Genomic DNA, 21,264 nt, shown 5'->3' with positions numbered 1-21,264 from the left:
CCGTTCCGATCGTCCTCGTGGTGGTCGCGATCACCATCGTCGGCATCCCACTGGCGTTCGCCGGGAGCGTCGCGTTCGGCCTGCTCGTCTGGCTGGGCACCATCTACGGCCGGTTCATCCTCGGGACGTGGCTGCTCTCGTTGGCCGATATCGAGAACCGCTGGGCCGCCCTGCTCGTCGGCGTCCTCGCGGTCGCGGTCCTGCGACTCGTCCCGGTCCTCGGCGCGCTCACCCGCTTCGTCGTCTTCCTGCTCGGGTTCGGCGCGCTGGTCGCCGTCCTCGTCGACGGCTACCGCGACCGCCGCGACCGCCGCGAGCGGGCGCCCCGTGCGCCCGAAGCGGACGACACCGAGGCCGAACCCGCCGACTGATCTGACTCCGCATCGCGGACCGAGCGGTCCTCGGACGACACGCTCAAGCCCGCGCGGACGGATCGGCCGGTATGCGCGTCACCGTCGCCGTCGCCGGCGAGGACACCCGCGAGGTCGAAGTCGACGACGGGGCCACCTACGCCGACCTGCTCGACCCGCTGCCCTACGGCGCCCACGAGGTGTCCGTCCTCGTCGACGGCCGCCCCGTCCCCGAGGACGCCCCCGTCGAGGCCGAGCGGGTCGAGGTGTTGCGGCTCGTAAAGGGCGGATGATCCCGGGAGCGACGGGCGCGACCCGTCCTCGTCCGCTTACGCAGTGTTCTTGAGGACGCGACGAGTATCGAGAAGCGATGAGTGGCACAGAGCCCGCGCCGGCGTTCGAGTTGCCCAACGTCGGACCGGGACCGGACCCCTGTTCGCTGGCGACGCTGGCGCGGAACGAGTCGTTCGTCGTCCTCCTCTTTCACCACGACGACGCGTGCCACGACTGCCGCGCCCAGGCCAAGAAGGCCGGCGACCGCTACGCCGCCCTGCGCGCTCGCGACGCCGTCGCCGTCTCCGTCCTCCCGATCGGGCGCGAAGGGGCCGAGTGGTGGCAGGAGCAGTTCGACCTCCCCCACCCGCTGCTGGTCGACCCCGAGGGGACCGCCGGGGCCGACTACGACCAGCCCGTCCGCCTCCCGATGTTCGCGGAACTCCCGATATTCGGGCGCCTGCCCGCGGTCGCTATCGTCGACACGCGCGGCGCCGAGCCCGAGATCGTCTGGACCTACCGCGGCAAGTCCACCTGGGACCACCCCTCGATGACGACCGTCCTCGAAGGACTGGATAGCGTCCGGGAGTGAACGCGATGGGCGCCCCGAGCGAGCGATGCGCGACGTGACCGTCCGCCCGGCGACGGCCGCCGACGTGACCGGCATCCTCGGCGTCCTCGACGCCGCTGCACTCGAAACCGGGGCAGACCGCGTCCGCGCGAGCGTCGCCAGGGGCGACGCGTTCGTCGCGGTTCGAGGGGAAACCGAGGGTGGAGCCGACGGCGGGACGGTCCTCGGTGCGCTCGTGCTAGTCGAACCCGACGAAGCGTCCGAAGGAGACAGCGACGGCCCCGAGACCACCGAAATCGATGCCATCGCGGTTCGGCGGCGCCGTCGCGGCCAGGGGATCGGCCGGGCGCTGGTCGCGGCGGCCGCCGAGCGGGACGACCGACTGGCCGCCGAGTTCGACGCGGGCGTCCGCCCGTTCTACGCGTCGCTGGGGTTCGAAATCGAACCTATCGAGGATGCGGAACGCGACCGCTACTGGGGCGTGTCCCGCGACGCGACGCCGCGGGACGACGAGTGAGAGAGCGCCCGCCGTTCAGACCAGCGGCTCGACCAGTTCGCGGCCGGCCACTAGCAGTTCGTCGACCCGCTCCTGCGAGCCGCCTTCGGCGTAGACCCGGAGCTTCGGTTCCGTCCCGCTCGGGCGCATCAGCAGCCAGGTGTCGTCGGCGAGGAAGACTTTGAAGCCGTCGACCGTCGACACGTTCTCCACCTCGGAGCCGGCGAGTTCGTCGGGCAGGGCGTCCTCCAGATCCGAGAGCACCGGCTCCTTGCGCTCGTCGGGGCAGTCGACGCTGACCCGGTCCTGGACGATGTCGCCGTGGCGGTCCAGCAGGGCGTCCACGCGGTCGTCGTAGGGTTCGGCGGCGACGATGGCCGCGGCGAGGACGGCGACGGCGACGCCGTCCTTGTTGCGGAGGTGGGTCGTGATACCGAACCCGCCGCTCTCCTCGCCGCCCAGCAGCGCGTCGTGGTCGGCCATTGCCTGTGCGACCCACTTGAACCCGACCGCCGTCTCGTGGACCGCCTGACCGTGGTCCTCGGCGACGCGGTCGACGATGCTACTGGTCGAAACGGTCCGGACCACGTCGCCGCTCGTTTCGGCCGACGAGTCCCAGAACTCGCCGTCGAGCAGCGCCTCGTAGGTCGCTGCGAAGAAGAAGTTGGGATCGAGAACCCCCCGGTCGGGCGTGACGACGGCGATCCGGTCGGCGTCGCCGTCGTTGGCGATCCCCAGGTCCGCGTCCGACTCGGCGACGCGGTCGGCGAGGTCGCCGAGGAGGGCGGCGGTGGGCTCGGGCGAGTCGCCGCCGAACTCCGGGTCGCGGTCGCAGCGGATGCGGTCCACGTCGGCGCCGGCCCGGTCGAGGAGGTCGTCGGTGACGCCGCGGCCGCTGCCGTGCATCGCGTCGTAGACGACCGACAGCCCCGACAGGTCGGCGCCGACGGCGTCGAACACGCGGTCGGTGTACGGCCCCACGAGGTCGACCTCTTCGACGTCCCCCCACTGCTCGTCGGGGAGCGGGTCGGGCTCGGCGAGCCGGTCGGCGAGCGAGTCGGTGACGGCTGGGAGGGCGGGCGCGCCGCCGGCCGGGAGGAACTTCACGCCGTTGTACTCGGGGGGGTTGTGGGAGGCGGTGACCATCAGGCCGCCCGCGAGGTCGCGCTCGCGGACGGTCCAGGCGACGGCCGGCGTCGGCAGGTCGCGGGGCGGGACGAGCACGTCGAAGCCGTTGGCGGCGAGGACCCGGGCGAGCTCCTCGGCGAACCCGCGGGACGTCTCGCGGGCGTCGTAGCCGACGGCGACGGTGCCGACTCCGCCCTCGGCGTCTGAGTCGTCGGACTCCTCTCGCAAGTGCGTCGCGACCGCCTGGCCGACCATGCGGACGCGCGGCTCGGTGAACTCGTCGAGCGTGGCGCGCCAGCCGTCCGTGCCGAACTCGATGGCGTCGGCGTCTGCGTCAGCGTTCATGCCCGTAGGCACCGCTCCCTGGCGGAAAAAGGTGTGTGCGTGGCGTGCTACCACGCGTGTCGCGGCAGGTGTGGGCGGCCTCTCGGCGGAGGCTCACCGGGCGTCGTCGGCCAGTAGAGGGGCAGGCAGGTCGACCGACTCGGGGACGCCCCCCTCGGCGACGAGGCGCTCTTTGGCGGCCCGCGACCCGTCCTTGATCTCGTACTCGCGGGACATCGCGGCGGACTTCGAATCGAACCCCTCGACGTGAAGGAGTTCGACCGGCGTCCGGCCGCGGGTGTACTTGGCGCCCGCGCCCTCGTCGTGTTCGCGGACGCGGCGCGCTACGTCGGTGGTGTACCCGGTGTAGAAGGTATCGTCGGCACAGCGCAGAAGGTAGACGAAATGGTCGGGATCGGCGGTCCGCGGGTCGGTCATAGGGCTATGCGGGGACTACGCTTCGGGGGCGCGCTCTCTCGCGACCTCGGCGATTCCCGCGTTCGCCGAGCAGCTCGGACAGGCGTGAACCGCTCCGGTCTCGTCGGCGAAGACGCGAGCGAACTGGTCGGAGACGTGCGCACCGCAGTGATTACACGTTGGCATGCGTTTGTCCCGGCTGTCAACCGGTACCAGTACCTTGGCGCGCCCCGGATATAACGGGTGTACCAACGCTGTTTGGTGTCACCCGTGTAACCGGGTGAGAAGCGCCAGAACGGCCGTCTTCGGCTCACCGGCCGGCCCGCGCGGCGTCGATCCGCCGTGCGATCAGGCCGGCCTGCGCGCCCGCCGTGAAGCCGGCGTCGACGTTGACGACCGAGAGGGCCGTACACGACTGGATCATCCCCGAGAGCGCGGCCTCGCCCTCGCCGGCGTGGCCGTACCCCGTGGAGACCGGGAGCCCGATGATCGGCACGTCGACCAGCCCCGCCAGGACCGTCGGGAGCGCGCCCTCACGGCCGGCGGCGACGACGAGTACGTCCTGGTGGCGCAGGAGTTCGAGCGAGTCCACCACGCGCGCGAGGGACGCGACCCCCACGTCGTCGACCCGTTCGACCGTCGCACCCATCTCGCGGGCGATGGCGGCGGCCTCCCCCGCGGGGACCGCGTCGGAGGTCCCCGCCGTCACGACCCCGACGGCTGCGTCCAGGTCCGGTCGCTCGAAACCGGGCGTCGTCGCGACGACGACGCCGGAGCGGCCGTCGGCGTCGACGGTCGCGTCCGGGTGGTCGGCGGCCAGCACGTCGCGGACGGCGTCCTCGACGGCGTCGTCGGCCCGCGTCACGACCGCTCGGCCGGTCGTCTCGACGGACGTCGAGGCCAGCGCCGCCACCTCCGACGGCGTCTTGCCCGCCGCCAGCACCGCCTCGGGGACGCCGCTCCGGGTCGTCCGGGCCGCGTCGAACCGCCCGGCATCGCCGGTGGCGTACCCCGCGAGTTCCGCCTCGGCCTCGGCGGGCGAAACGTCCCCCGCCGCGACCGCTTCGAGTAGTTCGCGCATACACCCCCTGAACGTTCGACCCACTTGACCGTCCCTCTTTTCGGCCGTGGCCGCCCGCTCCGCTGGTACCGCTGACACCGACCTCTCAACCACGCCGAAGCGCGCGCGAGCGGCCCCACACCTCCGAACGGGCCGATTTCCACGCGGTCAGACGGCACCGCTCCCAAAAGATACTTAAACTCCCGTCGCTCGCAGGCCCCGACCGGGCCGGAGCGGCGCTCAGACCCCCGACAAAGCCGGCGAGACTGCGCATAATTGATAAGGTTTATAAGCCATCCATCTGTTCACGTGACTTGTATGGCAGACCTCATTGTCAAGAACTCGGTCAAGGAAGCGCTCGAAGACATGAACGTCTCCCGCGACTTTTACGACGCCCTCGACGAGGAAGTAGAGGAGCTCCTCGACGAAGCGCAGCGACGCGCCGAGGCCAACGACCGGAAGACGGTTCAGCCGCGCGACCTGTAAGGTCGACGGAACAACGAATTTTTTCGGGGGGGAGCGACGTCACGGCTCGAAGACCGTCACGTCAGACTCCGTCCCGAGACACACTTCGTCGGCGAAGTCGACGAACAGCCCGTGCTCTACGACGCCCGGCAGGGCCGACAGGTCCGCCGCCAGTCCGGTCGGGGCGGGCATCGCACCGAACTCGCAGTCGAGGATCAGGTTGCCGTTGTCCGAGACGACGGGGCCGCTCTTGCGGTCCGCTCGTCTGAGTTCCGGTCGGCCGCCGAGTCGCCGGACCGCGTCGGCGACGGGCGTCCGCGCGTCCGGCAGCACTTCGACCGGCACCGGGTCGTCGAGCACGTCGACCTCTTTGGTGGGATCGGCGACGACGAGCAACCGGTCGGCGGCCGCGTCGACGATCTTCTCGCGGGCGTGGGCGCCACCGCCGCCCTTGAGGAGGTCCCGGCCGGCGATCTGGTCGGCGCCGTCGATCGCCAGGGTCACGTCGGCCTCGTCGAGCGTCGTCAACGGGATCCCGGCGTCGACGGCGATCTCTCGGGCCTGAAAGGACGTGGGAACGCCCTCGACGTCGAGGCCCGCGTCGACCTCGCGGCCGAGCGCTCTGATGGCGTGGGCCGCCGTGCTACCGCTCCCGAGACCGACGACCGTCCCGTCTTCGACCGCTTCGACCGCGCGCTCGCCCGCGCGGCGCTTGGCCGCCTCGCGCTCGCTCTGGTTCATACCCGACCCATCGCCCGTGGCACGCAAAAACGCTACCGACCGCGGGTCGACCACCGGCCGGCCGGCGCCCGGCGACGCACCGCGACCGACCCGCCGGCCGCGCTCACCCGCCCCAGCCGCCGCGCACGTCGCCGTCGACCCGGTCGCGCCAGGTCTCGAACTTCGTCGCGCAGTCCGGGTTCTCCGCCGTGTGGTCGACGAACCCCGCACCCGGCGACGCGAGCGCCTCGCCGCAGAACGGGCACCGCTCGGGATCGTTCCAGGAATCTGTCGCTGCCATATCTCGACCGACCGCCACGATCGATATAAAGATTGTCGGCAAACACTCTAGGTCAGGTGTGTGCTAATATATTTCCCTTATATTTTCTCGACCAGAAACGATTATCTCGGATTCGAGTCCCAGGCCTGCGTGAACAGTTCACAAAGACGTGACAGAGGGCCACAAAACACCGGAACCGAGACCTTATATTCTCAATTCAGAATAATAGGAACGTTTATACCGGAGAATCGTCTGTACTCCGGTAATGGCGACGCAGCAGCACACAGCCGTCGGGGCGTATCGGTGTCCCGATTGCGACGGTCGGATCACGTTCGAACACCAGTCCTGGGAGTGCGGCGACTGCGGTCACGCGCCGCGCCACGGCGCCGACTGACCGGGACACGTCGAAGACGCACAGCCACCCGCCCGCGCGGCGAGTCACTGGATACTGTCAGGCATCCACCCTTCTCCCGTCGACCACACCGCAGCGACGGTGATCCGCTCGCGTCGACGGCCGATCTTTTTGGTCCGACCGCACGACGGTGGAGTATGTTCGGAACCAGCGGCATCCGGGGACCCGTCGGCGAAGACGTGACTGCCGAGCTCGCGCTCTCGGTGGCGCGTGCGGTGGGGGTCGATGCCGACCGCGTCGTCGTCGGCCGCGACGCTCGCGAGAGCGGCCGCCTGCTCGTCGACGCCTTCACCGCCGGGCTCAGGGAGTCGGGGACCGACGTGGTCGACCTCGGTCTGGCCGCGACGCCGACGGTCGCCCGGAGCGTCGCCGCGGAGGACGCCGACGCCGGCGTCTCCGTCACCGCCTCGCACAACCCCGCGCCCGACAACGGTATTAAACTCTGGCAGCCCTCGGGGCAGGCGTTCGACGGCCCCCTCCAGGACACGATCACCGAGCGCGTCCGTGAGGACGTCACTGACCTCCGCCCGTGGGACGACCTCGGCGACCGCGTCCGGCGTGACGCCGCCGAGCGCCACGTCGACGCCCTCGTCGACGCCGTGAGGATCGACGGCCCGCTCTCGGTCGTCGTCGACCTCGGTAACGGTGCGGGTGGCGTCGCCGTCGACGCGCTCCAGCGACTCGGTTGCGAAGTCGAGACGCTCAACGCCCAGCCCGACGGTTCCTTTCCGGGCCGACCCAGCGAGCCGACCGCCGAGAACTGCGAGTCCCTCGCGACGCTCGTCGCCGAAAGCGACGCCGATCTGGGGATCGCCCACGACGGCGACGCCGACCGGATGCGCTGCGTCGCCGCGGACGGCACCTACCTCTCGGGCGACGTGACCCTCGCGCTGCTGGCTCGCGAAGCGGCGAGCCCCGGCGAGCGCGTCGCCGCCCCCGTCGACACCAGCCTCGCGGTCGACGACCACCTCGCCGAGATCGACGTGTCCGTCGAGCGCACGCGGGTGGGCGACGTGTACGTCGCCGAACGGGCCAGCGAGCCGGGCGTGGCTTTCGGCGGTGAACCCAGCGGCGCCTGGATCTGGCCCGCGGAGACGCTCTGTCCCGACGGCCCGCTCGCGGCCTGCAAGGTCGCCGCCCTCGCGGCCGAGCGGCCGCTGGCCGACCGGCTCGCCGCGGTCGAGACCTACCCGATCCGCCGGGACGCCGTCGAGACCGACGAGAAGGACGCGGTGATGGAACGGGTCAGCGAGCGCGTCCTCGCGGAGTACGACGAGGTGACCACGTTGGACGGCGTCCGCGTCGACCTGGGCGACGCGTGGTTCCTCCTCCGGGCCAGCGGCACCCAGCCGATCGTTCGGATCACCGCCGAGGCCCGCGACGCCGACCGCGCCGAGGCGGTCTTCGCCGAGGCGCGAAACCTGCTGGTCGACGCCGTCGAGGCCTGACCGGCCCGCGCCAGGCGTTCTGGGCAGTCGCTCGACAGGGAATCAGAGACAGGAGAAGCGTCCTGGCAGCGTCCCGGGCGGGTCCCCCCGAACCCGCCAGGCCGCCTCCCCCCGATAGTTCACGACGATGCAGGACCCTAGCCGCGGCGGGTCGAGCGCGCCTCGCGGACGTCGGCCCCGTCGCGGATCTTGTCCTCGCACTGAGGACAGACGCGCGGCGACTCGACACCGTTGGGCGTGAACACCCGTGCGTAGTCTGCGGTAACGAAGGAACCGCAGTTCTGGCATTCCGGCATACGGTATATCCCTTCGAGTACTGGACCTTAATGGTTGGTGATTTGGTAGTAGCACGCACACCCCGCCGAATCCCGGCGTGACGGCGTCAGAATCGAATCCACGCGGCGAGCCTGGCGGGATCTCTGATCCAGACATACAGAACGCATCATTTATTTACAGAACGATAGTGTCGGATCGAAGAACACGATTCACCGTCGGAACCCGCTCGTGCGACTCGCAGTCGGGGCTATCGGGACCCGATCGCGTGCGACCGCACCAGAGCGGTACGGTTATTACCGAGAGGCGGGTGAGACCCGACAACCGGACGGCATCTCCGGGGGTCGTCGCATGGATCTGGACTCACTCGAACTCACTCGCCCGCTGGTCGCCCGCCTCTGCGTAGTCGCCCTCGTCGCGATACTGCTGATCCCGTCGGGGGTCTCCGCGCTCACGCACGAACCGGTCGAACTCCAGCAGGGCGCCATCGACGAGCCCGCGAACGGCACCACGGTCATCGCCGTTCAGGGGTTCAAGGGCCGCGGCCAGAACAGCTCCAAGAAGCCCGCGCGACTCGTCGGCGTCGGGCCCGAGGGCGATCTGGAGTGGAACTACGAGCCCCAGGACGACGTGACGTGGTTCTACGACGTGGACCCGCTCGACGACGGCACCCTGCTGGTCACCGGCGTCACCCGCGGCGGGACGACCGTCTTCAAGTACGACCCCGCCAGTAACAGCCGCGTCTGGACCGAACGCCTCGACGCCGACGACACCCACGACGTGGACCTGATCAACGGCGACGAGTTGCTCGTCGCCAACATGCGCAACTACAACGAGACGACCGAGACCAACGACGACCGCATCTTCGTCTACAACCGGACGACCGACGAGACGGTCTGGGAGTACCGCTTCGAGCGCATCTACGACCGCGGTGACACCAGCGGCGGCAACGGCGGCTACACCGGCGACTGGACCCACGTCAACGACATCGACAAACTCGACGACGGCCGGTACATGGCCTCGCCGCGCAACATGGACGAGGTCGTCGTCATCAACCGCTCGACCAAGGAGGTCGACCTGTCGCTGGGCACGCCGGGCGACCACAGCGTCATCTACGAGCAGCACAACCCTAACTACCTCGAGAGCGAGGACGGCACCCCGACGATCCTCGTCGCCGACAGCGAGAACGACCGCGTCGTCGAGTACGAGCACGCGGGCGGCGAGGGGCGCAACGCCACCTGGAACCGCACCTGGAACCTCGGCGCCGACGGCAACCTCAACTGGCCCCGCGACGCCGACCGGCTTCCGAACGGTAACACGCTCGTCACCGACTCGCTCAACCACCGCGTCATGGAGGTCACGCCCGAGGGCGAGGTCGTCTGGGAGTACTACGCCCCGTGGGGCACCTACGAGGCCGAACGCGTCTACCTGGGCGACGAACCCGGCGGCCCCGCGATCACCGACCAGAACGCAAGCGGCGCCTACGGCCTGAACGGCAGCGCCGCGCTCACCCCCGGTGCGACCGAGCGGGCGACCTTCGCCTCGTGGCTCCACACCACGTTCGACGGCACGCTCGTCTCGGCGCAGGTCGACTGGTTCGCCGAACGGTGGGCGCACATCGCCCCCTGGGTCCGGCCCGTCTGGATGGACCCCTGGGCGTTCGTCGCCCTGCTCGGCGCCGCGGTCGTCACGCTCGGCTGGGCCGGCGGCGAGGCGGTGTATCACCGGCGCTGGATCGGGGGCCGCCTCCGCGCCGGCTACGACCGCCTGCGCCCGTCAGCCGGCGAGTCGAGTCGATCGGACGACTGACGGCGCCGCGGCTCCTGAAAGTATTTACCGACGCGTCGGAAGTGTCTTCCGTGAAGAACGTCGGACGACGCCGCGCGCTCGCCGTCTTCGGGAGCGCGCTCGTCGGCGGGTGCGTGACGGACTTCGGATTCACCGACGACGAGCGCCGGCCGCGGACGCCGGAATCCATCGAGTGGACCGTCGAGGACGGTCCGGCCGACGTGACCGCCGACTCCGACGAGCGACCGGCGCCCGGCTCGTGGCCGATGGCCGGCTACGACCCCGCCGGGACCGCAGCGGCGCCGGCCGAGAACGCGCCCGAACGGGTTCCGCTCGAACGGACGTGGTCGGAATCGACCGGTCAGAACAGCCCGACAACGCCGGTCGTCGCCGACGGGACGCTCCTCGTGGTGACCACCCGCCACGACGCGGCGCTGTCCGCGTTCGACCCGGCGGACGGCACGGAGCGATGGTCCGTGACGCACGACGATATCAGCCACGTGACGCCCGCGATCGACGACGGGGCCGGGTTCGCTCCCTGGGAGAACGACGGGACCGGCTCGCACCTCAGCGCGGTGGGCCTCTCCGACAGCGAGCGCAGATGGCGCCGGACGCTCCCCGCCTCGGTGTCGGCTTCCCCGGTGATCGCGGGCGACACCGTCTTCACCGGCCACGAGTTCGACCCGACCGCGCTCGCGGTAGACGCCGAGTCGGGCGAACTCGGCGTTCGACTCGCGCTCTCGGACCCGGGTACTGCGGTCCGGTGTGTCGCGGTGGCCGACGGTCGCGCGTACGTCGGCGCGGCGGGGTCGAACAGCGACTACACGAACCTCGGGTGGGTTCTGGCCCTCGACCCGGACGCGGGCGCGGTGGAATGGGTCTATCCGACGGGCGGGCCGGTCGCGGACCTCGCGGTCCGCGGCGGAACCGTCTACCTGACCGACGGCAGCGAGGTCAGCGCCCTCGACGCGGACGACGGCGAGGTCGAGTGGACAACCCGCGACCGGGACGGCCCCGTCGGCGCGGAGTCACTCGCCGTCACCGGAGACACGGTCGTCGCGGGGGCGTACGAGCGAGTGACGGCGTTCGGCGCGTCGTCCGGCGACCGGCTGTGGAGTGTCCCCGTCAGCGGGCAGAACGTACTCGCCTGCGCCGGCGACACGGTGTTCGCGGCCGGCCCGGTGGCCGACGAGGACACGGACGCGCTCGCGGCCGTCGCGCTCGCCGACGGGACCGAGCGATCGCGGCGGGCCCTCGACGCGGAGCCGACCGGCGGGACCGTCGCCGCCGGGTCCGTCTTCGTCGCGACCGAATACGGGACGCTCCACCGCTTCGGAACCGGCTGAGGCCCGGAGCACGGTCCGAAACCGCGCAGAGCGGTACGCAGTGGCGCCGCCCCTCAGAAGTCGGCCTCGACCGAGCCGTCCTCGGAGAGGTCGACGACGCCGTCGAACCGCGCGCGGAAGTCCTCCAGTTCGTCGTCGTCGTGGACGCCCTTCGCCAGATGGAACAGGCCGACTGCGTCGTGTTCCGCCAGCAGTTCGAGGATGGCGTCGACGGCCTCGGCGGCCCGTTCGGCGTCGGAGTAGTACACCATCTCCGTCACCGAGTCGAGGCTGACCCGGCGCTTGCCCTCGGTCGATTCGAGGAACACGCGCGTCTCGTCGACGATGCCGTCGAGGTCGTCCGGCGCGGAGACGTACTTGACGTTCTCGGACTGGCGGCGGGTGTAGCCCCGTTCGACCGACAGCGCGTCGAGGATCGTCGCGCGGTCCTCGTCGACCTCGTAGTGTTCGAGCTTCTGGCGCACTTCTCGCGCGGTGGTCCGCGTCGAGATGACCAGCATCTCGTCGGTGTCGGTGCTGAGAAACTCCGTGTCGATGCGGTCGGTCTCGCCCGTACTCGGATGCAGCAGGAGGATGCCCGTCCCGCCGGGTACCGTGTCCGGCGTGTTCTCGATGGCGAGCTGGTAATCCATGTACAGGGAAGTGGCTGGAATCGTCTTAAGCGTGGCCTTCCGCCCCATCTGTTCTCCAGCCGGGGCCGCGGCGGTCGGCATTGCGGTGCGATTGCGGCGCCGTGCGGGACGGTGCTGTGCTGTGTGGGGCGGTTACGGTGCTGTTGCGGTGCGGGGCGTTCTGGTGTCCGCGCGAGTGACAGCGACCGCCAGCGGGTCGAGGGCTGTCAGTGCCGACCCGACTCGTTCAGTCGCCGCGTTGCCAGGCGCTCGGCTCCATGCCGATGGCTTTGACGACCGGGCGATACAGCATGACGATGACGACGACGACGGCGAGTTCCAGCCAGAACCCGAGTTCGCCGACGGCGGCGCGGACGACGCCGAGGATGATCGTGACGATGACGACGATGACGAGGTAGTGCGCGACGAGTTCGAGGATCTGATCCCTGTCCATGCCGGTGCTACGGTCCCGGGGGTCAAAAGCGGCGGTTTCGCGGCCGACGCGTCCGCGCCGGTCCTGTCAGTTAGCACTTACACCAGCGTGTCGGGTCGGGTCGAGAGGTACTCGAAGACGGCGCCGAGGCCGATCCCGTAGACCCAGTGGGCGACGAGCGTGACGGCGAGATAGCCGACCAGCGCGAGGCCGGCGTAGCCGTCGTAGAACGCGAAGACGAACCCGGTCCACAGCGCCGTCCCGAAGTAGATGCCGTGGACGGGGTCCCGACCGCCGGGCAGGTAGTCCTTGAGCGAGGCGAACAGCAACGGCCACGGGAACATCCCGGCGAGGACGAAGATGACGTACCCGGCGGTGACCGGCGGCAACAGCCCCTCCAGACCGACCATCTCGGTGACCGTCGCGAACGACGCCCGCGTGAACACGTCGAAGCTCTCGCCGATGAGCAGGACGACCGTCATCAGCGTCGTCCCGACGAGCCCCCCGGCCGCCCCGACGACACCGTCCGCGACGATCCCGAACAGTCGGTCGAAGTCGTCGTCGACCACCGTCGGATCCTCGAACTCCTCCCCCTCGATCCCCTGTTCTTCCAGCTCGCGTGTGTCTGCCATGAGATCACGTACCAACCCGACGGGCAAAAACCCGGCGGCGAATATAGCATGGACCGAACCAGTTCGTCCAGCTGAAAAAGCGGAGTGTCAACACGCCACAAGCAATAAGGCCGGGTGGATCGTTGGTGATCGAATATGGTAGATGTTGGTGGCGCAGTGGTCGGCGACACCGTCCTGGCGGGGACCAGCGGGATCCGGGCGCCGGCGGAGGTGTTCAACAGCATCTTCGTCGCCTTTCTCGGACTGGGGACGCTGGTCGGGGTCGTCGTCATCTCGTACACGCTGTACAACGCCTACAAGTACCGCTACCGCGAGGACGAGGACCCCGCGCCCGACGTGGACAGGCCCGAGGTGGGGGAACTGCCGGAAGGCGGGGGCAAGGGCAAGAAGTTGTTCCTGTCGTTCGGCATCAGCGCGTTCATCGTCCTCTCGCTCGTGATCTGGACGTACGCGTCGCTGTTGTACGTCGAGGGCAAGCCGACGGAAGTTCAGCAGAACGGGGGTGACGTGATGACGGTAGAGGTCGACGGGTTCCGGTTCGGCTGGCAGTTCACCTATCCCAACGGCGCCCAGGCGAGCACGCTCCGGGTCCCCGCAGACACGGTGATAAACCTCTCGGTGACGTCACAGGACGTGTTCCACAACTTCGGCATACCGGAGCTTCGAGCGAAGGCCGACGCGATCCCCGGCCAGACCACGAACGCGTGGTTCGTCGCCGACGAGCCCGGCACCTACCAGGCCAACTGCTACGAGATCTGCGGCGAGGGCCACTCAGGCATGACCGCCGACGTGGTCGTGATGAACGGGTCGGCCTTCGAGGAGTGGTACGCGGCCACCGAGCCGGCGAACGCCAGCGCGTCCGATTCGACGGCCGGTAACGGAACCGAAGCGGCCGTTTCGGCGCCGGGCGCCCTCGTCCCCGCTCGCGCGGGAGGTGTGCCGTGAGCCACAGTGAGGCCGGCGGCCACGAGTTCCCGCCGATGAGTTCGGTCAAGCGCTGGTTCGTCACGACCAACCACAAGGACATCGGCATCCTGTACACGATCACCGCCCTCTTTTTCCTCGTCCTCGGGGGCGTGCTCGCGATGCTGATGCGCGTCCAGCTGTGGAGCCCCGGCGCGGGGATTCTCAGCGCCGGCGCCTACAACCAGGCCGTCTCCGCCCACGGCCTGCTGATGGTCTTCTGGTTCATCTCTCCCTTCGCATTCGGGTTCGCGAACTATCTCGTCCCGCTACAGATCGGCGCCGACGACCTCGCCTTCCCGCGGCTGAACGCGATGAGCTACTGGGCGTACCTCTTTTCGGGCCTGCTGTTCGTCGCGTCGTTCTTCCAGGGCGGCACGTTCGACGGCGGCTGGACGATGTACGCGCCGCTCAACCTCCCCACCTACATGCCGAACATCGGCGGCACGACCGTCGTCCTGGCGCTGATCATGTTCATCGCCGCGGTGACGATGGGCTCGGTCAACTTCCTGACGACGATGTACCGCATGCGCGCCGAGGGGCTGCGGATGCGCGACCTGCCGATATTCTCGATGTCGATCCTGCTGACGGTGTGGATGATGCTGTTCGCCTTCGCGGCGCTGCTGGCGGCGCTGATGATCCTCGCCGCCGAACACCTCTTCGGCGTGACCTACTTCTCGGCGGAGGGCGGGACCCTGCTGTGGACCCACCTGTTCTGGTTCTTCGGCCACCCCGAGGTGTACATCGTCTTCTTCCCCGCGCTGGGGATCATGGCCGAGTGCTTCCAGACGTTCACCGGCCAGCGCATCGTCGGCCGCAAGTGGTTCGTCCTCGCGATGGTGCTCGTCGCCCTGCAGAGCTTCGTCGTCTGGATGCACCACATGTTCCTCACCGGGATCAACCTGGAGATCAAGACCCTGTTCATGGTCACGACCATCGGCATCTCGCTCCCCTTCGACCTGATGGTCTTCTCGCTGATCTACACGATGATCAAGGGCCGCATTCGATTCACGACGCCGTTCCTCTTCTCGCTCGGTGCCCTGATCCTCTTCATCATCGGCGGGATCACCGGCGTCTTCCTCGGCGCGGTCGTACTCGACTACGAGTTCCGGGGCACCTACTGGGTCGTCGCGCACTTTCACTACGTGATGGTCGGGGGCGCGACCGGCCTCTTTGCGGGCATCTACTACTGGTTCCCGAAGATGACCGGCCGGATGTACGACGAGTTCCTCGGCAAGGTCCACTTCGTCACGTACTTCGTCGGCTTCAACCTGCTGTACTTCCCGCTGTTCGTCGCCTGGGAGACCCCGCGGCGGGTGTTCGACTACGCGCCCGGCCTCACCAGTTGGCACCAGATCGCCTCGATCGGCGGGTTCATCCTCGGCGCCTCCTTCCTCGTCATGTTCTACAACCTGTTCAAGAGCATCGCCGTCGGCGAGGAGGTCGGCGACAACCCCTGGGAGTACTCCACCACCGCCGAGTGGGCGGTCTCCTCGCCGCCGCCGCTGGAGAACTTCCCCGGGAAACCGAGCTACACCGGTGGAACGCTCTCCTTCCGCGACGAGCCCGAACTGACCGCCGACGGGAGCGGCGACGACGAGCCGACCGGCGCACCCTCGACGGACGGTGGTACCGCGTCGACCGACGGGGGGACGACTACCGACCGCGGGAGCGTCCGCGCTGAGGGCGCGACCGCCGGCGGGACCGGCCTGGTCGGCGGGTCCGGAACGGCGACGCCGGCCGCGGCCGGCACGGGGACCGCTCACGGCGGCGAGCGCCACGCCGACCACGCGAGCTTCTGGCCGTTCGTCGTCTGCTTCGCCGGTTTCCTCACCTTTCTCGGCGTCTCGGGGATCCAGAGCGGCGGCGCGTACCTCGGGCTGGCCGCGGTCGGCGCCGTCCTGAGCGCCGTCGGGTTCGTCGGCCTCGCAAACGAACCGTTCTACGTGCCCGAGCCCACGGTCGCCGAGCAGTGGCCGTTCGGCGGCGTCGAGAACATGAAACTCGGGATGTGGACGTTCCTCGCGTCCGACGTGGTCCTCTTTGGCGGGTTCATCGGCTCGTACCTGTTCCTCCGGGTCGCCAACGGCTGGATCCACTGGCACCACGAGTTCATCCCCGAGGCCCACGTCACGTTCCCCGGCCTCGTCAACACGTACCTGCTGCTGGCGAGCAGTTTCGCGGTCGTCCTCTCGCTGGTCGCGGCCCACAGGAACTCCAGTCGGGGCGTCGTCGCCAGCCTCTCGCTGACGTGGCTACTGGGCGTCGGCTTCCTGATCAACAAGGGTCTGGAGTGGCAGCACCTGTTTCACATCTCGACGGAGGCGTTCCCGAACGGCTGGAACGTCGGGACGAACGTCGCCTCCTCGACGTTCTACCTCACGACGGGACTGCACGGCGCCCACGTCATCGTCGGCCTGATCATGCTGCTGTACATGATCCCGAAGGCCTGGCGGGGCGCGTACCTCGACGACGACTCCGGCATCGAGTACTTCGGGCTGTACTGGCACTTCGTCGACATCGTCTGGCTGTTCCTGTTCCCGCTGTTCTACATCCTGTAAAACAATGGCACGACTCAAACTGTACACCGGAATATTCGTCGTACTGATGGCCCTGTCGACGACGCAGGCGGTCGTCGAGCGGACGGGCATGGTCGACTTCGACGCCCCCGGGACCTACTGGACGGCGTTCGGGCTCATCCTCGTCCTGTCGTTCGTCAAGGCGGCGTTCGTCGCGACCTACTACATGCACCTCCGGTGGGAGCCCCGGTCGGTCACCTACCTGTTCCTCGGCGGGCTGTTCGCCGCGCTCGCGCTGACGACTGCCGCGGCCTACTCGATCCTGTAGGTCGGGCTGTTTTCGATCGTATGCACCGCCGTCCGAACCCGCCCGGCTCCGATCGCCAGCGTTTATCCGCTCGACGCAGTCTGTCCGTCCAGTCATGTCAGAGGCTGGCTCGGCGGATCCGGGGGCGGGGAGCGCGGACGGCGGCTCGGGGTCGCGGCTCGCAGCGCTGGTCGCCACCTGGCCCCGTCGGGTCGGTGTCGCGCTCGGGGGACTGGTCGGTCTGTTGGTCGTGCTGTACCTGCTCGGAATCCTCGGTGTGCCCGCGGTCGGGCTCGAAGACCCTGGCGACTGGGGCGAGGTCACCGACGAGCGGACCGAGATAGTCACGACGGTCTGGGTGAGCAAGCCCAATCCCGTCGGCGTCTCGCTGGGCGAGTCCGTCAGCGCAGAGTACGACATCGTCCTCAACGACGTGCTCCTGGCCGAAGGGAGCAAGTCCGACATCCGGATACCGAGAGGCAATAGCACGACCGAGCTGCGCACGGACCTGATCAACGACCGCCTGGCCGACTGGTGGGTCGCCTACGTCCGTGCCAACGAGACGGTCACCCTCGACGCGAACGCGACGCTGCGGGTGAACACGTTCGTCGGCGCGAGCCACGACGTGCGCCGCCAGCGGACGATGCTGAACGAGTCGACGCCGGTCGTCGACGCCATGTCGGCCGCGGTCAACGAGACGGCCGGCACCTACACGCGGTCGGTGGGTGCCGGCGAGACCGGCGACGACCTCCTCGACGAGAGCCCGCTGGGCGGCAGCGACGGTGTCACGGTCGGCTACGAGGTCCGCCGCGGCTGGGCCACCTGGGGCGAGGTCTCCGAGTCGGAGACGACCGTGGTCTTCCACATGCTCGTTCACAATCCCGGCGACGTGCCCGTCCCGTCGTCGCCGGACGGCGTCGGCGTCAGCGTCGACATGAACGACGTGCGCACGTTCGAGGCCGAGAGCGGCGACCTCTCGGCGGAGAGCCTCGGCCCCGACGCCGTCATCGCACCGGGCGAAACCGAGGAAGTCACCTACCGCGTGACGATGGACAACGAGCGGGTCGACGACTGGTTCACCAGCCACGTCAGCGCCGAGGCCGGCCCCGGCGCGGAGGCGACGGCGGTCAACGCGCAGTTTCAGGTGGTCTTCGAGAACCCGGCCACCGGCGGCGAGATCCGCCTGCCGCGCGACTCGCCGGTCGGCTACGACTGCTCGTTCCGGACGGCCATCCTCGTCGACGGGCAGACGAGTGCGTCGACCTGTGAGCCGCCGAGCGTTCCCTCCGGACCCTGAGGGGCGGCCGCCTGTCGCCGGCCGCCCGCCCGGTCACTCCGCCGTGTCGTCGCGCCCGTTCCCCAGCGACGGGAACCCCGGTCGCCAGTACAGCAGCGCGACCGACGCGAGGAAGGCGACCGTCGAGATGTCCACGGAGTAGGCGATGGCGGTCGACATCAGCGTGACCCAGCCGCCGAGGACGCCCGTGAGAGCCGAGGCGAAGATGGGGAACGAACAGCTGAGACAGGAGACGAACCCCAGGGTTCCGGAGGCGACGACGCCGCTGGCGTCGACGAGAGCGGCGTAGACGAGATAGGTGAGTCCCAGGTAGCCGATCACGCGGTAGGGGACGAACGAAACGTAGAACGCCCGGGTGATCAGGCGGACCCGCCCCCAGCCGGGCGAGCCGGCGCCGACGCTCACTCCGAGGATCCCGTCGGGGATGGGGTGGTGGCCGCCGACGGTCAGCCCCACCAGACCGGCCCAGTTGGCGAGCAACAGGAAGTAGCCGGCGGCGAGCGCGCCGGCGAGGAGGTGCCGACGCGGCGGGGCCGACGGGATCGGCGTGCGGTAGGCGGCGACGAGGACGGCGTTGATCCAGACGAACGGGTAGAGGACGTAGCGCGGGACGGTGACGGTCCCCGGCGTCGCGAGGAAGTAGCCGACGACGAGGACGAGTTCGAGCGCGACCGCGGCGGCCAGCAGCCCCGCGCCGGCCGGCCAGGTGCGTGCGGTCCGGTGAGCCGAGTGGGCCATCCGGTCACCCGGTCGTGACGAGCAGGACGGTGATCGCGACGACGGCGAGCAGCCCGGTCGCGACTGCGCTGCCGGCGGCCGCCTGCGCGCTCGGGCGCCCGTTGTCTCGCATCGCGACGTAGACGCCCGCGACGAGGAAGGCGGCGACCAGCGCGACGACCGCGCCGATGACGACCGGCCCGGTGATCGCCCCGCCGGCGTAGGCCATCGCGCCGAACATGAACCCGAGCACGAGCGCGATGTAGGCGACCGTCCACGTGCTCGTCCGCCCGGCGATCTCGGCCAGCCCCGAGGCCGGTCGCTCGCCGGCGGCGACCTCGGCGGCGACTCGCGGGACGTAGTGACGCCACCGGCGCGACCGGAGGACGAACAGGACGACCCCGACCCCGAGCAGCCCCATCAGTACCGTACTCGCGAGGTAGGTCGTGTTTGCCATGGTACGTTACTACACGACACTTTCCATCCAGCGTTTATAATTATTCTTTTAATCAAACCGAGAGGAACGCCGGTTCCACCGCGCGGCGGCGACGCCGACACCCTTTTTCGGGGCGCCGACACAGAAGGGACCATGACCGACGGACCCGAAGCGGGCGAGGGCGACGCGGACGACGTGGGGTCGACCGAGGGGGACGCCGAACCGCCGGAACAGACGACCGATGCACAGCCGGCCGACGACGGCACAGGGGCCGACGACGCCGAGTCGGCGGACACCCCGGTCGGCACCGACGCGGCGGACCCTGCCGGCGGCGCACCCGATCCGGATCTGCCGCCGGACGTGGCCAAGTACGACCGCTTCAAGAAGATCGACGGCGGCACCTACGACCGCGCCAACGACTTCCTCCGCGAGCGCACCTACATCACCGCCCGCGAGTGGGCCATCGCGCGGCTCTGCGCGGACTTCCGCACCGAGACCGGCGTCGAGATGACGAAGATCGGCGAGAACCTCCCCGAACTCGTCCCCTTTATGACCGACACCTACACCCCCCAGGCGGTCAATCAGGCCCGCGCGTCCTTCGAGGAGAAGGTCCGCAAGGCCGGCGCGACCTTCCTGTACGGGGCGATGTGTGACTTCTTCACCGCCGAGGAGCTGGACGACGTGATGTACGAGGCCACGGAGGTCGCGAAGTTCCTACTGGAAGTCGAGGGCGTCGAACTCTCCGTCGAGGAGGAGCTGGCGGCCGAGGACGAGATCTCCGAGGTGATGCGCGAGGTGCGCGAACACTCCGCGGCGCTGCGCCACGACGAGGTGGAGTGTCCCGACTGCGGCCACCACTTCGAGGCCACCGCCGCCGACGCCGTCGACGACGACTGATGGACGGCGCGGACGAATCCTCGGTGTGACACCCGGACCTGCTCGACCGCGGACCCTCAGGCGGAATCGACCTCGGGGAAGAACGGGTCGAACGCCTCGTGTTCGACGGTGACGACGGTATCGTCCTGGAGCGGCCTGACGTGCGTGTACAGTCCGTACTCGCGAGCGGCGTCGACGAGCGCCTCCCGGTCGGACTCGTCGTAGTAGAGCGGCACGATGCCGACGGTCTCCCGGTCTGCCGCTTCGAGGGCGACGACGAGGTAGACGACGCCCGAGCCGGTCGCCGCGAAGACGGTGCACTCCTCGATGGATCGGTCCGCCATCGCCGCCTGGAACGCCTCGAACTCGTCGCCGGGGACGACAACGTCGAACCCGAGTCGGCGCGGTTCGGGCTCGGACTCGCCGGTCTGTTCGGCCGCGGTCCGCGGCTCGCCGGTCAGGACGGTCACGTCGCCGGGGTGGACGGTGACGGCGGTCCAGCCCGCCTCGCGGTAGTCCGACGCCGTCGCGTGCATGTCCTCGACGACCGCTCTCCAGTCCGCCGTCACCCGATGGAAGGGGTTCTCCGCCGGGTCGGCCGGCCCCTTGTCGCGCATGTCTCGATCGGTCAGTCGCTCGTCGCAAAAGAGCGCACGACCGTTCGACGCGGTATGCGGCGTCTACCGGTCGTCGGGTCCGGGGCGACCGGCCCGTCGCTCGCTCAGACCGCCGCCGCGACCACCGAGACGCCGACCATGACGCCGGCACCGAAGCCGGCGATGCGGGCCATCGCTCGCCGCGAGTCCGCCTCCGTCCAGTCGCTCCCGGTGTCGAGGGTCCGTTGTGCGGCCTCGATCGAGCGACCGGCGAGGACGGAGCCGGACCAGCCGAGCACGCCGAATCCCAGACCGAGCGCGCCGAGCGCGAACGCCGTCGCCTCGCTGGCGCGGGCGTCGCCGCTCCACACCGTGAGCACACTCATCGCGGCCGACCCGGCGACGACTCCGACGGCGGCCGCAGTGGCGACGAGGCGCGCTCGCGGACGGACCCAGCGCCACAGGTCGTCGCTGCCGTCTACGGACCGACCGTCGGTGCCGTCCACGGGTCCGCCGTCGGCGACCC

Annotated in this window: 27 protein-coding genes and 1 pseudogene; 14 read left to right on the top strand and 14 right to left on the bottom strand. The window is 69.5% G+C overall.

Going from position 1 to position 21,264, the window contains the following annotated elements; genetic code table 11:
- From C475_RS23805 to C475_RS07490, 4 genes and pseudogenes are all read left to right on the top strand, one after another.
- A pseudogene (locus C475_RS23805) lies at positions 1-371 on the top strand (hypothetical protein); the annotation flags it as partial.
- A gap of 71 nt (positions 372-442) precedes the next feature.
- Entirely contained in the window at positions 443-643 is a 201-nt protein-coding gene (gene samp2, locus C475_RS07500) for a ubiquitin-like small modifier protein SAMP2 (protein ID WP_006883206.1), read from the top strand.
- Between the two features lie 77 nt (positions 644-720).
- Entirely contained in the window at positions 721-1,215 is a 495-nt protein-coding gene (locus tag C475_RS07495; RefSeq protein ID WP_006883205.1) for a peroxiredoxin family protein, read from the top strand.
- 25 nt (positions 1,216-1,240) lie between these two features.
- Complete coding sequence (locus C475_RS07490; RefSeq protein WP_006883204.1) at positions 1,241-1,711, top strand: GNAT family N-acetyltransferase; 471 nt, start codon at positions 1,241-1,243, stop codon at positions 1,709-1,711.
- 15 nt (positions 1,712-1,726) lie between these two features.
- Here the strand turns inward: C475_RS07490 and C475_RS07485 are convergent, their stop codons facing one another.
- The 4 genes from C475_RS07485 to larB form a co-directional block, all read right to left on the bottom strand.
- The gene (locus tag C475_RS07485) at positions 1,727-3,163 is read right to left on the bottom strand and encodes a phosphohexomutase domain-containing protein (protein ID WP_006883203.1); all 1,437 of its coding nucleotides are present in this window, start codon (positions 3,161-3,163) and stop codon (positions 1,727-1,729) included.
- A gap of 93 nt (positions 3,164-3,256) precedes the next feature.
- The gene (locus tag C475_RS07480; RefSeq protein ID WP_006883202.1) at positions 3,257-3,580 is read right to left on the bottom strand and encodes a GIY-YIG nuclease family protein; all 324 of its coding nucleotides are present in this window, start codon (positions 3,578-3,580) and stop codon (positions 3,257-3,259) included.
- 15 nt (positions 3,581-3,595) lie between these two features.
- The gene (locus C475_RS24285) at positions 3,596-3,745 is read right to left on the bottom strand and encodes a DUF7563 family protein (protein ID WP_006883201.1); all 150 of its coding nucleotides are present in this window, start codon (positions 3,743-3,745) and stop codon (positions 3,596-3,598) included.
- Between the two features lie 124 nt (positions 3,746-3,869).
- Entirely contained in the window at positions 3,870-4,640 is a 771-nt protein-coding gene (gene larB / locus C475_RS07475) for a nickel pincer cofactor biosynthesis protein LarB (protein ID WP_006883200.1), read from the bottom strand.
- Between the two features lie 297 nt (positions 4,641-4,937).
- Here larB and C475_RS07470 point away from each other — a divergent pair, with 297 nt between their 5' ends.
- Complete coding sequence (locus tag C475_RS07470; protein WP_006883199.1) at positions 4,938-5,105, top strand: DUF1931 family protein; 168 nt, start codon at positions 4,938-4,940, stop codon at positions 5,103-5,105.
- Between the two features lie 39 nt (positions 5,106-5,144).
- On the opposite strand, the gene rpiA is transcribed toward C475_RS07470, so the two are convergent.
- The gene (gene rpiA, locus C475_RS07465; RefSeq protein WP_006883198.1) at positions 5,145-5,825 is read right to left on the bottom strand and encodes a ribose-5-phosphate isomerase RpiA; all 681 of its coding nucleotides are present in this window, start codon (positions 5,823-5,825) and stop codon (positions 5,145-5,147) included.
- Between the two features lie 103 nt (positions 5,826-5,928).
- Positions 5,929-6,105: a DUF7501 family protein gene (locus tag C475_RS24280; protein WP_006883197.1), complete on the bottom strand. Its 177-nt coding sequence runs from the start codon at positions 6,103-6,105 to the stop codon at positions 5,929-5,931.
- A gap of 244 nt (positions 6,106-6,349) precedes the next feature.
- Between C475_RS24280 and C475_RS25105 the strand changes: the two genes are divergently transcribed.
- Together C475_RS25105 and glmM are read left to right on the top strand one after the other, a co-directional pair.
- Positions 6,350-6,478, top strand: coding sequence for a hypothetical protein (locus C475_RS25105; protein ID WP_006883196.1), 129 nt, complete (start codon positions 6,350-6,352; stop codon positions 6,476-6,478).
- Between the two features lie 155 nt (positions 6,479-6,633).
- Positions 6,634-7,944 (top strand): phosphoglucosamine mutase, encoded by a 1,311-nt coding sequence (glmM, locus tag C475_RS07460; protein WP_006883195.1) that lies wholly within the window; start codon positions 6,634-6,636, stop codon positions 7,942-7,944.
- 137 nt (positions 7,945-8,081) lie between these two features.
- Here the strand turns inward: glmM and C475_RS24275 are convergent, their stop codons facing one another.
- Positions 8,082-8,240, bottom strand: a complete 159-nt coding sequence (locus C475_RS24275; RefSeq protein WP_006883194.1) for a DUF7563 family protein — start codon at positions 8,238-8,240, stop codon at positions 8,082-8,084.
- Positions 8,241-8,568: 328 nt separating this feature from the next.
- Here C475_RS24275 and C475_RS07455 point away from each other — a divergent pair, with 328 nt between their 5' ends.
- The gene (locus C475_RS07455; RefSeq protein WP_006883193.1) at positions 8,569-10,026 is read left to right on the top strand and encodes an aryl-sulfate sulfotransferase; all 1,458 of its coding nucleotides are present in this window, start codon (positions 8,569-8,571) and stop codon (positions 10,024-10,026) included.
- Positions 10,027-10,076: 50 nt separating this feature from the next.
- Positions 10,077-11,351, top strand: a complete 1,275-nt coding sequence (locus C475_RS07450; RefSeq protein WP_006883192.1) for an outer membrane protein assembly factor BamB family protein — start codon at positions 10,077-10,079, stop codon at positions 11,349-11,351.
- Positions 11,352-11,404: 53 nt separating this feature from the next.
- On the opposite strand, the gene C475_RS07445 is transcribed toward C475_RS07450, so the two are convergent.
- The 3 genes from C475_RS07445 to C475_RS07435 all read right to left on the bottom strand — a co-directional run bounded on the left by C475_RS07445 (position 11,405) and on the right by C475_RS07435 (position 13,027).
- On the bottom strand, positions 11,405-11,983 hold the full coding sequence (locus tag C475_RS07445) for a DUF7090 family protein (RefSeq protein ID WP_006883191.1): 579 nt from the start codon (positions 11,981-11,983) through the stop codon (positions 11,405-11,407).
- Between the two features lie 226 nt (positions 11,984-12,209).
- Positions 12,210-12,416, bottom strand: a complete 207-nt coding sequence (locus tag C475_RS07440) for a hypothetical protein (protein ID WP_006883190.1) — start codon at positions 12,414-12,416, stop codon at positions 12,210-12,212.
- A 77-nt stretch (positions 12,417-12,493) separates the two neighbouring features.
- Positions 12,494-13,027, bottom strand: coding sequence for a DUF6789 family protein (locus C475_RS07435; protein WP_006883188.1), 534 nt, complete (start codon positions 13,025-13,027; stop codon positions 12,494-12,496).
- A 135-nt stretch (positions 13,028-13,162) separates the two neighbouring features.
- Here C475_RS07435 and coxB point away from each other — a divergent pair, with 135 nt between their 5' ends.
- From coxB to C475_RS07415, 4 genes are all read left to right on the top strand, one after another.
- Positions 13,163-13,972, top strand: coding sequence for a cytochrome c oxidase subunit II (gene coxB, locus C475_RS07430; protein WP_049930249.1), 810 nt, complete (start codon positions 13,163-13,165; stop codon positions 13,970-13,972).
- 35 nt (positions 13,973-14,007) lie between these two features.
- Entirely contained in the window at positions 14,008-16,551 is a 2,544-nt protein-coding gene (locus tag C475_RS07425; RefSeq protein ID WP_049930269.1) for a cbb3-type cytochrome c oxidase subunit I, read from the top strand.
- Positions 16,552-16,555: 4 nt separating this feature from the next.
- On the top strand, positions 16,556-16,837 hold the full coding sequence (locus C475_RS07420) for a cytochrome C oxidase subunit IV family protein (protein WP_006883185.1): 282 nt from the start codon (positions 16,556-16,558) through the stop codon (positions 16,835-16,837).
- Between the two features lie 94 nt (positions 16,838-16,931).
- The gene (locus tag C475_RS07415; RefSeq protein ID WP_006883184.1) at positions 16,932-18,113 is read left to right on the top strand and encodes a hypothetical protein; all 1,182 of its coding nucleotides are present in this window, start codon (positions 16,932-16,934) and stop codon (positions 18,111-18,113) included.
- 33 nt (positions 18,114-18,146) lie between these two features.
- Here the strand turns inward: C475_RS07415 and C475_RS07410 are convergent, their stop codons facing one another.
- On the bottom strand, positions 18,147-18,851 hold the full coding sequence (locus C475_RS07410; RefSeq protein WP_006883183.1) for a DUF7546 family protein: 705 nt from the start codon (positions 18,849-18,851) through the stop codon (positions 18,147-18,149).
- Between the two features lie 4 nt (positions 18,852-18,855).
- Positions 18,856-19,287, bottom strand: coding sequence for a hypothetical protein (locus tag C475_RS07405; RefSeq protein ID WP_006883181.1), 432 nt, complete (start codon positions 19,285-19,287; stop codon positions 18,856-18,858).
- Positions 19,288-19,419: 132 nt separating this feature from the next.
- Here C475_RS07405 and C475_RS07400 point away from each other — a divergent pair, with 132 nt between their 5' ends.
- Positions 19,420-20,163, top strand: coding sequence for a DUF5806 family protein (locus C475_RS07400; protein WP_006883180.1), 744 nt, complete (start codon positions 19,420-19,422; stop codon positions 20,161-20,163).
- A 56-nt stretch (positions 20,164-20,219) separates the two neighbouring features.
- On the opposite strand, the gene C475_RS07395 is transcribed toward C475_RS07400, so the two are convergent.
- Positions 20,220-20,759: a DUF7529 family protein gene (locus C475_RS07395; RefSeq protein ID WP_006883179.1), complete on the bottom strand. Its 540-nt coding sequence runs from the start codon at positions 20,757-20,759 to the stop codon at positions 20,220-20,222.
- Positions 20,760-20,863: 104 nt separating this feature from the next.
- The gene (locus C475_RS07390) at positions 20,864-21,244 is read right to left on the bottom strand and encodes a DUF7268 family protein (RefSeq protein ID WP_006883178.1); all 381 of its coding nucleotides are present in this window, start codon (positions 21,242-21,244) and stop codon (positions 20,864-20,866) included.
- Positions 21,245-21,264: the final 20 nt, after the last annotated feature.

The sequence above is a fragment of the Halosimplex carlsbadense 2-9-1 genome (genome assembly GCF_000337455.1).
GTDB lineage: Archaea > Halobacteriota > Halobacteria > Halobacteriales > Haloarculaceae > Halosimplex > Halosimplex carlsbadense.
Note: the sequence above shows the minus strand (reverse complement) of the source record. Positions and strands in the feature narration are given on the sequence as shown.

Excerpts from the sequence above, each read along its gene's own strand:
- C475_RS07485 (WP_006883203.1), bottom strand. The coding sequence starts at position 3,163 with ATGAACGCTGACGCAGACGCCGACGCCATCGAGTTCGGCACGGACGGC.
- C475_RS07490 (WP_006883204.1), top strand. The coding sequence starts at position 1,241 with ATGCGCGACGTGACCGTCCGCCCGGCGACGGCCGCCGACGTGACCGGC.
- C475_RS24285 (WP_006883201.1), bottom strand. The coding sequence starts at position 3,745 with ATGCCAACGTGTAATCACTGCGGTGCGCACGTCTCCGACCAGTTCGCT.
- C475_RS25105 (WP_006883196.1), top strand. The coding sequence starts at position 6,350 with ATGGCGACGCAGCAGCACACAGCCGTCGGGGCGTATCGGTGTCCCGAT.
- C475_RS07495 (WP_006883205.1), top strand. The coding sequence starts at position 721 with ATGAGTGGCACAGAGCCCGCGCCGGCGTTCGAGTTGCCCAACGTCGGA.
- C475_RS07405 (WP_006883181.1), bottom strand. The coding sequence starts at position 19,287 with ATGGCAAACACGACCTACCTCGCGAGTACGGTACTGATGGGGCTGCTC.
- C475_RS07445 (WP_006883191.1), bottom strand. The coding sequence starts at position 11,983 with ATGGATTACCAGCTCGCCATCGAGAACACGCCGGACACGGTACCCGGC.
- C475_RS07415 (WP_006883184.1), top strand. The coding sequence starts at position 16,932 with ATGTCAGAGGCTGGCTCGGCGGATCCGGGGGCGGGGAGCGCGGACGGC.
- C475_RS24280 (WP_006883197.1), bottom strand. The coding sequence starts at position 6,105 with ATGGCAGCGACAGATTCCTGGAACGATCCCGAGCGGTGCCCGTTCTGC.
- C475_RS07410 (WP_006883183.1), bottom strand. The coding sequence starts at position 18,851 with ATGGCCCACTCGGCTCACCGGACCGCACGCACCTGGCCGGCCGGCGCG.
- C475_RS07440 (WP_006883190.1), bottom strand. The coding sequence starts at position 12,416 with ATGGACAGGGATCAGATCCTCGAACTCGTCGCGCACTACCTCGTCATC.
- glmM (WP_006883195.1), top strand. The coding sequence starts at position 6,634 with ATGTTCGGAACCAGCGGCATCCGGGGACCCGTCGGCGAAGACGTGACT.
- C475_RS07420 (WP_006883185.1), top strand. The coding sequence starts at position 16,556 with ATGGCACGACTCAAACTGTACACCGGAATATTCGTCGTACTGATGGCC.
- larB (WP_006883200.1), bottom strand. The coding sequence starts at position 4,640 with ATGCGCGAACTACTCGAAGCGGTCGCGGCGGGGGACGTTTCGCCCGCC.
- coxB (WP_049930249.1), top strand. The coding sequence starts at position 13,163 with ATGGTAGATGTTGGTGGCGCAGTGGTCGGCGACACCGTCCTGGCGGGG.
- C475_RS24275 (WP_006883194.1), bottom strand. The coding sequence starts at position 8,240 with ATGCCGGAATGCCAGAACTGCGGTTCCTTCGTTACCGCAGACTACGCA.
- C475_RS07395 (WP_006883179.1), bottom strand. The coding sequence starts at position 20,759 with ATGCGCGACAAGGGGCCGGCCGACCCGGCGGAGAACCCCTTCCATCGG.
- C475_RS07435 (WP_006883188.1), bottom strand. The coding sequence starts at position 13,027 with ATGGCAGACACACGCGAGCTGGAAGAACAGGGGATCGAGGGGGAGGAG.
- C475_RS07480 (WP_006883202.1), bottom strand. The coding sequence starts at position 3,580 with ATGACCGACCCGCGGACCGCCGATCCCGACCATTTCGTCTACCTTCTG.
- C475_RS07455 (WP_006883193.1), top strand. The coding sequence starts at position 8,569 with ATGGATCTGGACTCACTCGAACTCACTCGCCCGCTGGTCGCCCGCCTC.
- samp2 (WP_006883206.1), top strand. The coding sequence starts at position 443 with ATGCGCGTCACCGTCGCCGTCGCCGGCGAGGACACCCGCGAGGTCGAA.
- C475_RS07400 (WP_006883180.1), top strand. The coding sequence starts at position 19,420 with ATGACCGACGGACCCGAAGCGGGCGAGGGCGACGCGGACGACGTGGGG.
- rpiA (WP_006883198.1), bottom strand. The coding sequence starts at position 5,825 with ATGAACCAGAGCGAGCGCGAGGCGGCCAAGCGCCGCGCGGGCGAGCGC.
- C475_RS07425 (WP_049930269.1), top strand. The coding sequence starts at position 14,008 with ATGAGTTCGGTCAAGCGCTGGTTCGTCACGACCAACCACAAGGACATC.
- C475_RS07470 (WP_006883199.1), top strand. The coding sequence starts at position 4,938 with ATGGCAGACCTCATTGTCAAGAACTCGGTCAAGGAAGCGCTCGAAGAC.